The 8179-nt window shown below is 61.0% G+C and carries 11 protein-coding genes; 5 read left to right on the top strand and 6 right to left on the bottom strand.

Annotation, left to right across the window (positions count from 1 at the left end; all coding sequences use genetic code 11):
- The coding region (locus AADJ04_RS16960) for a Tn3 family transposase (RefSeq protein ID WP_341240327.1) at positions 1–530 on the top strand (530 nt) is incomplete at its 5' end.
- On the opposite strand, the gene AADJ04_RS16955 is transcribed toward AADJ04_RS16960, so the two are convergent.
- Genes AADJ04_RS16955 through AADJ04_RS16945 form a run of 3 tightly spaced genes read right to left on the bottom strand, consistent with a single transcriptional unit; the run spans position 527 to position 1382 of the window.
- Positions 527–739, bottom strand: a complete 213-nt coding sequence (locus AADJ04_RS16955; protein WP_084601576.1) for a GDCCVxC domain-containing (seleno)protein — start codon at positions 737–739, stop codon at positions 527–529. The genes AADJ04_RS16960 and AADJ04_RS16955 overlap by 4 nt on opposite strands.
- Positions 740–746: 7 nt before the next feature.
- A complete protein-coding gene (merP, locus tag AADJ04_RS16950; protein ID WP_044402350.1) occupies positions 747–1022 on the bottom strand; it encodes a mercury resistance system periplasmic binding protein MerP in 276 nt (91 codons plus the stop codon).
- Positions 1023–1034: 12 nt separating this feature from the next.
- On the bottom strand, positions 1035–1382 hold the full coding sequence (locus AADJ04_RS16945; RefSeq protein ID WP_044402352.1) for a mercuric transporter MerT family protein: 348 nt from the start codon (positions 1380–1382) through the stop codon (positions 1035–1037).
- 75 nt (positions 1383–1457) lie between these two features.
- Between AADJ04_RS16945 and merR the strand changes: the two genes are divergently transcribed.
- Both merR and AADJ04_RS16935 read left to right on the top strand, forming a co-directional pair.
- Positions 1458–1856, top strand: a complete 399-nt coding sequence (gene merR, locus AADJ04_RS16940; protein WP_044402355.1) for an Hg(II)-responsive transcriptional regulator — start codon at positions 1458–1460, stop codon at positions 1854–1856.
- Between the two features lie 87 nt (positions 1857–1943).
- A complete protein-coding gene (locus AADJ04_RS16935; RefSeq protein ID WP_276202432.1) occupies positions 1944–2141 on the top strand; it encodes a thioredoxin domain-containing protein in 198 nt (65 codons plus the stop codon).
- A gap of 64 nt (positions 2142–2205) precedes the next feature.
- On the opposite strand, the gene AADJ04_RS16930 is transcribed toward AADJ04_RS16935, so the two are convergent.
- The 3 genes from AADJ04_RS16930 to AADJ04_RS16920 all read right to left on the bottom strand — a co-directional run bounded on the left by AADJ04_RS16930 (position 2206) and on the right by AADJ04_RS16920 (position 6893).
- Complete coding sequence (locus tag AADJ04_RS16930) at positions 2206–4656, bottom strand: heavy metal translocating P-type ATPase (RefSeq protein ID WP_341240328.1); 2451 nt, start codon at positions 4654–4656, stop codon at positions 2206–2208.
- Positions 4657–4872: 216 nt separating this feature from the next.
- Complete coding sequence (locus AADJ04_RS16925; protein ID WP_084601578.1) at positions 4873–6210, bottom strand: heavy metal sensor histidine kinase; 1338 nt, start codon at positions 6208–6210, stop codon at positions 4873–4875.
- Entirely contained in the window at positions 6207–6893 is a 687-nt protein-coding gene (locus AADJ04_RS16920) for a heavy metal response regulator transcription factor (RefSeq protein WP_341240326.1), read from the bottom strand. Before AADJ04_RS16920 ends, AADJ04_RS16925 begins: the two co-directional genes overlap by 4 nt.
- A gap of 156 nt (positions 6894–7049) precedes the next feature.
- Here AADJ04_RS16920 and AADJ04_RS16915 point away from each other — a divergent pair, with 156 nt between their 5' ends.
- On the top strand, positions 7050–7388 hold the full coding sequence (locus AADJ04_RS16915; RefSeq protein ID WP_341240325.1) for a DUF4148 domain-containing protein: 339 nt from the start codon (positions 7050–7052) through the stop codon (positions 7386–7388).
- A gap of 74 nt (positions 7389–7462) precedes the next feature.
- Positions 7463–7822, top strand: a complete 360-nt coding sequence (gene czcI / locus AADJ04_RS16910; RefSeq protein WP_082758766.1) for a cation efflux protein, CzcI family — start codon at positions 7463–7465, stop codon at positions 7820–7822.
- The last annotated feature ends 357 nt before the right edge of the window (positions 7823–8179 follow it).

Raw genomic sequence — 8179 nt, 5'->3', positions numbered from 1 at the left:
GGGACGAAATCCTGCGGCTGGCCACCTCGATCAAGCAGGGCACGGTGACGGCCTCGCTGATGCTCAGGAAGCTTGGCAGCTACCCGCGCCAGAACGGCCTGGCCGTCGCCCTGCGCGAGTTGGGACGCATCGAGCGCACGCTGTTCATCCTGGACTGGCTGCAAAGCGTCGAGCTGCGCCGCCGCGTGCATGCCGGGCTGAACAAAGGCGAGGCGCGCAACGCGCTGGCCCGCGCCGTGTTCTTCAACCGCCTGGGGGAAATCCGCGACCGCAGCTTCGAGCAGCAGCGCTACCGAGCCAGCGGCCTCAACTTGGTCACGGCCGCCATCGTGCTGTGGAACACGGTCTATCTGGAGCGGGCCGCGAACGCCTTACGTGGCCACGCTCAAGCCGTCGATGACGGCCTGTTGCAGTACCTGTCGCCGCTCGGCTGGGAGCACATCAACCTGACCGGCGATTACCTCTGGCGCAGCAGTGCCAAGATCGGCGCGGGAAAATTCAGGCCATTGCGACCGCTGTCCCCGACTTAACCGCAGCACCCACGCTGCTGCTGGATCGGCGGGCATGGCACCGATCCGAACGAACAGAACACGCAGCAATCGCCCGGCTTTGGACGCAGCAGCGTATGGCAGGCCGGGCACTCGTAGTAGAACTGGCAAGCGTCCGTGGGCATGGTTTCCTTTTGTGCGTGGCCGCAGTGCGGACAGGTCAGCACGGATTCGAGGATGACAGTGCTCATCGTGGCGTCACTTCTGCACGGTGGACGGATAGCCTGCGTTCGTCGTGGCCTTGGTCAACGCCTCCGGCTGGGCCTTGTCGGCGTCATAGGTGACGATGGCCGTTTTCCTGTCGAAATCGACCTTGACGGCGCTCACTCCGGGCACTTTCTCCAGCGACTTCTTGACTGTGATCGGGCATAGCTCGCAGGTCATGTTCTGCACGGCCAGCGTGACGGTTTTCGGGGTAGCGGCCAGCACGGTGAGCGGTATGGCTGCCAGCAGAGCAATCAGCAGTTTGCGCATGGGAGTCTCCTTTCAGTAGAACAATGGGGCGAACCACGGCACGGCCAACAGGCCAAGCAGCAGCACGGTGACGATCCAGAACGTCAGGCGCTGCCGCTGGCGTGTGCGCGGATCAGCGCACGGCGTGCCGGGCGTGCAGACCTGCGGCACCAGATAGAGCTTGCGGAAGGCCAGTCCGAGAAACAGCAGCGTCATGCCGATGAAAAAGGGCCGGTACGGCTCCATCGCGGTCAGGCTGCCAACCCATGAGCCACCAATGCCAAGCGCCAGCAGGACAAGCGGCCCGACACAGCACACCGACGCGCCGATGGCGGCCAGTACGCTCGCGATCAACGAGCTTTTTTCAGTGAGTCGTGCCATGTCGTTTTCCTTGAACCTGTTTGCCCAACTGTTACTATAAATCCCGTACTTAAGTACGGAGTCAAGGGGAGTGTGATGGAAACAGTACTGACCATCGGCAAGCTGGCTGACGCTGCCGGTGTGAATATCGAGACGATTCGCTACTACCAGAGGCGCGGCCTGCTGGATGAGCCGCCCAAGCCACTCGGTGGGCATCGGCGCTATGCGCCTGAGCAGGCCAAGCGTGTGCGATTCATCAAGCGGGCACAGGCGCTCGGCTTCACGCTCGATGAGGTGGCCGCACTGCTGACCTTGGATGTGGCGCGCGCCTGCGGCGAGACTCAGGCGCTGGCCGGACGCAAGCTGGGTCTGATCGAGCAGAAGATTGCTGACCTCGCGGCCATGCAGCGGGTGCTGGGGGAACTGGTACAGCAGTGCGACGTGAGGGACGGCCATACGACTTGTCCGATCATCGACGTGCTGGCCAAGGATTGAGCGGGCAGTTGAGGACATGCACGGCCGCTGCAAACCGCTTACCGTGCTTTATTTTCCGAATTCTGAGACGACCCCGAACAGGCGGGGCTGGACATTCAACGGGCGCGGGCGGACATCGCAGCCCCTGCATTGGACGCCGTGGTGCTGCAGGACGTGCGAGACCTGACCGACCTCAAGGTCGAAAAGACCCCGACCTTCTTTGTCAACGGGCGCCCGCTATCCAGCTTTGGCCACAAACAGCTAGCCGACCTTGTGGAGCAAGAGGTCTCCAAAACCAAGAAATGAAAGCGGGACATTCAGTAAGCGCTCCGCAAGCCCACCGATGGACTTGGCGCGCGCTGACGAACGCTCAGTGGGAATGCGCATGCTCCTTGGTTTCTGAGCGGCTTGGCTTGGCGGCTGGCTCCACCCGTGTACCGCGAAGCAGACGCAGTCCGTTGGCTACCACCAGCAAGCTCGCTCCCATGTCCGCGAAGACCGCCATCCACATGGTGGCCGTGCCAACGACCGCCATCACCAGGAAGACGCTCTTGATGCCCAGCGCCAGGGTGATGTTCTGCCAGAGAATGGCGTGGGTGCGCTTGGATAGACGCACTGTCTCGGCGACGCGCTGCAGGTCATCGTTCATGATGACCACATCGGCTGCTTCCATGGCCGTGTCGGTTCCCGCCGCACCCATGGCAAAACCTATGTCGGCCTGCGCTAGCGCCGGCGCATCGTTGATGCCGTCGCCGGTCATGCCGGTGGCGCCATAGCGCTTTTGCATTTCCTTGATGGCATCGAGTTTGGCTTCGGGCAGCAGATCGCCACGGGCATCGTCAATGCCGGCCTGGGCAGCGATGGCCTTTGCCGTGGCAGTGTTGTCACCCGTCAGCATCACCGACGTCACTCCCAGCGCCTTGAGGTCGACGATGGCCTGCTTCGACGTCTCGCGAATGGTGTCCGCTACCGCAAACAGCGCCAGGACGCGCGATTCGTCCGCCAGGAGAGTGACCGTGCGGCCTTGTTTTTCATGGGTGGCCAGCTCCGCCTCCAGCTCCGGATCGCACAGTCCTAGCTCATGTATCAGTCGGTGATTGCCCAGCATCAAGCGCACACCATTGACCATGCCTTCGACGCCGCGCCCAGGCAAGGCCTTGAAGCTTTCTGCTTCTGGACCCTTTACATCCAAGCCCTGGACAATCGCCTTGGAAACCGGGTGGTCGGAACGAGCCGCCAGGCTGGCAGCCATCTGCTGGACTGCTGCCTCGTCACCGGCACCCCACACCTTCCACTTCACCAGCTTGGGTTTGCCTTCGGTGATGGTGCCGGTCTTGTCCAGCGCCACCGCCTTCAGAAGCCGGGCATCTTCCAAGTAGGTTCCGCCCTTGATCAAGATCCCACGGCGCGCTCCTGCGGCCAATCCGCTGACCACCGTGACCGGCGTGGAAATGACCAGAGCGCATGGGCAGGCGATCACCAGCAGGACCAGGGCCTTGTAGAGCGCCTCCAGCCAGGTAAGTCCCATCAGGAAAGGAGTGAGGACCGCCACCGCCACGGCAATGGCGAAGACTGCGGGGGTGTAGATGGAGGCGAACCGATCCACAAAGCGCTGCGTCGGAGCGCGCGTGCCCTGCGCCTGCTCAACGGCTTGGATGATCCTGGCCAGGGTGGTGTTGCTCGACAAGGCTGTGACCTCGAACTCCAGCTCACCAGTCTCGTTGATCGTGCCGGCGAACACCTGGTCGCCAGGTGCCTTGTCCACGGGGATGCTCTCGCCAGTCACGGGGGCCTGGTTGATGGCGCCATTGCCCTTGGTCACCTTACCGTCCAGCGGCACGCGTTCGCCCGGCTTGATGCGCACGGTCGCTCCGATGGCCACCGAAGCCACCGGTGTAGCGGTCCACGCTCCGTTGGTGCCCAGTACCAAAGCCTCTTCGGGCGCCAGTTCCAGCAAGCCCTTGATAGCGTTTCGGGCCCGGTCCACTGCCTTGGCTTCGATGAGCTCCGCAATCGCGTACAAAGCCATCACCATCGCGGCTTCTGGCCACTGACCAATGAGGAATGCGCCGGTGACGGCCACCGACATCAGCGCATTGATGTTCAGCTTGCCGCGCAGCAGCGCCGCAAGGCCTTTTTTGTAGGTGTCGATGCCGGCCAGCCAGATAGCCAGAGCGGCAATCGCCATGCCGGCCACTTTCCAGGCCATCTGGTCGGGCGCGAAGAACGAAAGTACCTCAGCCCCTGTGGCGAACACCAGCGCGGCCACCAAACGGGAGATGCCGCCTGCAAAACCATGCCCATGGTCGTCGCCTTCGGCGGATCCAGCCGCGTGTCCGCCCTCAGTTTCGCCGGCGCCTGCAACTGGTTGCGGATCGAAGCCCGCATTGCGGATGGCGTCGAGTGCCAACGGGTAGGTGCCTTCCTCTGCGTCGATCTTCAGCGTCCGCGCGCCCAGCTGAAAACCCAGAGAGCGGATCCCATCCAGAGGCTCCAGCGCCTGACGAATCTCCGCCTCCTCGGCGCTACAGTCCATCGTCGCAATGCGAAACACCCGGCCTTGGCTACCCTGGGTGTTTGCCGCAGTGGCCACGGGCTGTGGATCGAAACCCGCCTTGCGGATGGCATCGAGCGCAAGGGGCAAGGCGCGATCCTCCGCATCGATCTTCAGCGTGCGCGCGCCGAGCTGGAAACCCAACGAGCGGATTCCCTCAAGCGGTTCCAGAGCCCGCCGGATCTCCGACTCTTCGGCACTGCAGTCCATGGTGGCGATTCGGAACAGCTTGCCCTGGCCCGGGCTGCTTGTGGCTGCAGGGACCACTGCTGCGGTACTGGAACAGCCCGAGGAGCAGCAGGGGTCAACAGTGGTGGGAGGAGTGCTGGTTTCTGATTTCATAGACCAATTGGAAACCTTGAAGTGGCTTTAAAGTCAAGCAGCAATAGAAATATCGCTGCTTCGTCCTACGTAAATCGGATTCTTGAACGGGCCGCGCTACGTGGCAGCGTCACAAGCGATCCCAGTCTGTCGAAATCGCCATCAATTCGGGCGAATTTCGATTCCCACATTCGTTACCCCATTTTCTGACGATGCGAATGGCCTGCCCTGATGCATGCGTGCAATACCGCCTACTATGGCCAAACCGAGGCCATGGTTGCTCTGCCCATGGCTGCGAGCAGGATCTGCGCGGAAAAATCGATCAAACAGCTGCGGAAGTATCTCGGGATCGATCGTGCTGCCGTAGTTGGTAACACTGATCAGCACACAACCCTCATCGGTGGTTCTGAGGTTGATCTGGACGACTGAGCCAGAGCTCGCGTATCGAGTTGCGTTGCCGAGCAAGTTCGACAGGGCTCGGCGCAGCAACGGCACGTCGAAGGCGCCATGCGCATCACCAACCACTTTAGCTGTGAGACCTGCCTCGGACAGTGCGGCCTCGTGGTAGTCCAGTACGTCAGCAGCCATTGATGCAAGGCTCGCCACGGGGGCGCGGCGCGCTCCCACACCCCGATCCGCCTGGGACAGGAACAGCATGTCATTGACGATGCCGGTCAGGCGGTGCAACTCCTCCAAGTTGGACGCCAGCACCTCGCGAATATCCGCCTGCTCAGGGCGCAGCAAAGCCAGTTCATTGTTGGCAATGAGCGTGGCCAAAGGCGTGCACAACTCATGCGCCACGTCAGCATTGAAGCCCTCCATTTGTAAATACGCCTTCTCAATGCGCGCCAGAAGCGCGTTGAACTGATCGATCAGAGGCACGAGCTCAAGGGGCTGCTCGCCGCTGTCGAGACGTTGCTGCAGATTGTCAGCCGACACTGCGCGCGTCTGACTGGCCAGTCTTCGGACGGGCGCCAGGCCCAAGTTGACCAGGGAGAATCCGCCTAGCGATACAACGACGGCCCCACCGATGGCTGCGACCAGCAAGGTAAGAGCAAGTCGGTGCAACAACTGGTTGTCGGTTTGGATATCCAGCGACAGCTGAACGCGCAAGTTCTTTGAGGGAGTCTGGTCCGTAGTCTGTGCTACTTCGAACTGCCGTTGGCGCCATACCGTCTTCGCATTCTGGTTGCGGGTGTGGGCGTAGAGAACAATCCCGTCCGCCCGCGCGACTTCGAGCGACAGATCTCCGTGCCCAACAAGGAAGTCATCGAGTTTGTGCGCAAGGTCTTCCGAATCCCCATGCTCCTTGCCATCCACTAGCAAGTGCCGAATGACGTTTTCCTTTTGCGCCAGCGTTTCCTCTTGCCGATCACGAAAATTGAACTCGGTCACCAGATACACCATCAGACAGATCACCCCGAGTCCGGCAAAGCTCTGCAGCGCCAGCCACCACGACAACCGCTGGCGCAATGAGCGATGTTGGGCCAACGCCTTCATCCGTGGCGGTCCTCCATGACATATCCCATGCCGCGAATGGTGTGGAGCAGCGTAGTATCAAACGGCACATCGATCTTGGTACGGAGGCGCCGGATCGCGACCTCCACCACGCTGGTATCGCTGTCGAAGTTCATATCCCACACCTGCTCAGCGATCTCAGTGCGAGAAAGCACTTCCCCTTTTCTTCTCAGAAACAGAGTCAGGAGCAGAAATTCCTTGGCAGTCAACTCCAAACGCTGACCACGCCGGGACGCTTTGCGCCGTACAAGGTCCAATTCAAGGTCCGCCAAACGCAGTTGCGTGGGCTCTGCGGCATCCCTCGCACCATGGGTCCGCCGGAGCAGCACCTGAATGCGGGCGCTCAGTTCGGAAAACGCAAAGGGCTTGACCAGATAGTCGTCGGCACCCGTCTTGAGTCCCAATACCCGATCCTCGACGCTGACCCTTGCTGTCAACATCAAGACCGGCGTCTGCTTGGTCTTGCGAAAGGCTGTTAAAAGGCTGAAGCCGTCGATCCCTGGAAGCATCGCGTCCAAGACCAGCAGATCGTGCACGCCTTCCAGAGCCATGTGAAGGCCATCCACCCCGTTGTGTGCAACGTCCACCACGTAGCCGGCCTCTCCCAGGCCCTTGCGCAGATACTCGGCCAGCTTGACTTCGTCTTCGATGAGCAAAATTTTCATGCTGCCATTCTCGAAGAATCCGGCCTGTTCGTAGTTTACGAATTTGTTATCTGGCTGTTGGCGCCTTGTCGCACTCGGTTTTTTAAAGTATCCCTGTGTCGAAAGGCATAGTCCCGGCAGATCGCCGAGGGCTGATTTAAATCAAGGGACAACACCATGACCGTTCGCAAACCCCTCACGCTCACTTTGATTGCCTTCGCTATCGCGGCTCCAGGATTGGCATCTGCCTCGTCGCTGTACCATCCCGCCGACGGCGAAGTGGGCATGACCACCCATCCCGACCACATGCAGAGCACAATGTCCCGTGGCGATGTGCTTCAGGCTGTCGAAGTAGCGCGCCGGGATGGCACGCTGGCTACCCTTTCACGCGGGGGGGCGTTGCCTGTCAAAGCAACGGGCGCAATGAAGACCCGTGAGCAAGTTCAACAGGAATTTCTCAACATGTCTGCAGCTGAAAAGAAGGCTCTTCAGGACCTGAACGGCGGCGCTCGCTGATTTCTAAACCCAGCGCTCCGCAGCGGCCATCCACGCCCGAGCGCGCCCTTCATGACGCATGCTAGACTTCAAAAATGCGCCGCTTGATCGCCGTTCTTATGCTTGCATTGCTTCCGTTCCAGTTCAGCTGGTCTGCGGTGGCTGCTTATTGCATGCATGAGAGCTCAACCTCGCAGTCGCAGCATTTGGGGCATCACGAACACCAGCATGAAGCCAAAGGCGGGAATGGTCAGGCCGAAAAGTCCAGCCAGGGAGCCGATGCATTTGATGTTGACTGTTCAGTTTGCCATGGCGCGGGTATCGGGGCCTTGAGCTGGTCAGATGCAAAGCCAGCCTTTTCCCATGACAGCCGTGTGGAGTGTTCCCCAGGCCAGCGCCTGCTGGCTGTAACGCCCACGCCCCCTGACCGCCCTCAGTGGTCCGTCCTCGCCTGATCGGCGGGGGCATCTCACTTTTCTTTTTCAGTCTTGTCCGCCATCGCGGCGGAAGCAGTTGCGTGTGTTGCAGCTGAAGTGACTGACGAGTTGCCAGGCAGCTGCACGGTTGCCAGCCCGCCGATTCCCTCGTGTTTTGAAATCACTGGAGAATCGGATGTTCAAGGGTACTTACCTTCAAGAGATGCCGCACGCATGGCGCGGCGGTAGAAAGATCAAGCTCGCGGCAGGCGCCGCAGCTATATGGCTGAGCGCCTCGGGCGGTGCCTTTTCCCAGGGCCTACCACCAGGGCCAGCCGTTGGCGAACGAGCACCTCAGTCTGCTGCAGCGGCCGCAGCTGAGCCTTTGTCGCTGGC

The sequence above is a fragment of the uncultured Acidovorax sp. genome, from assembly GCF_964021665.1.
In the GTDB taxonomy this organism is placed as follows: domain Bacteria; phylum Pseudomonadota; class Gammaproteobacteria; order Burkholderiales; family Burkholderiaceae_C; genus Acidovorax; species Acidovorax temperans.
The sequence above is the reverse complement of the archived record's forward strand: the minus strand, read 5'-3'. Positions and strand labels throughout refer to the sequence as shown.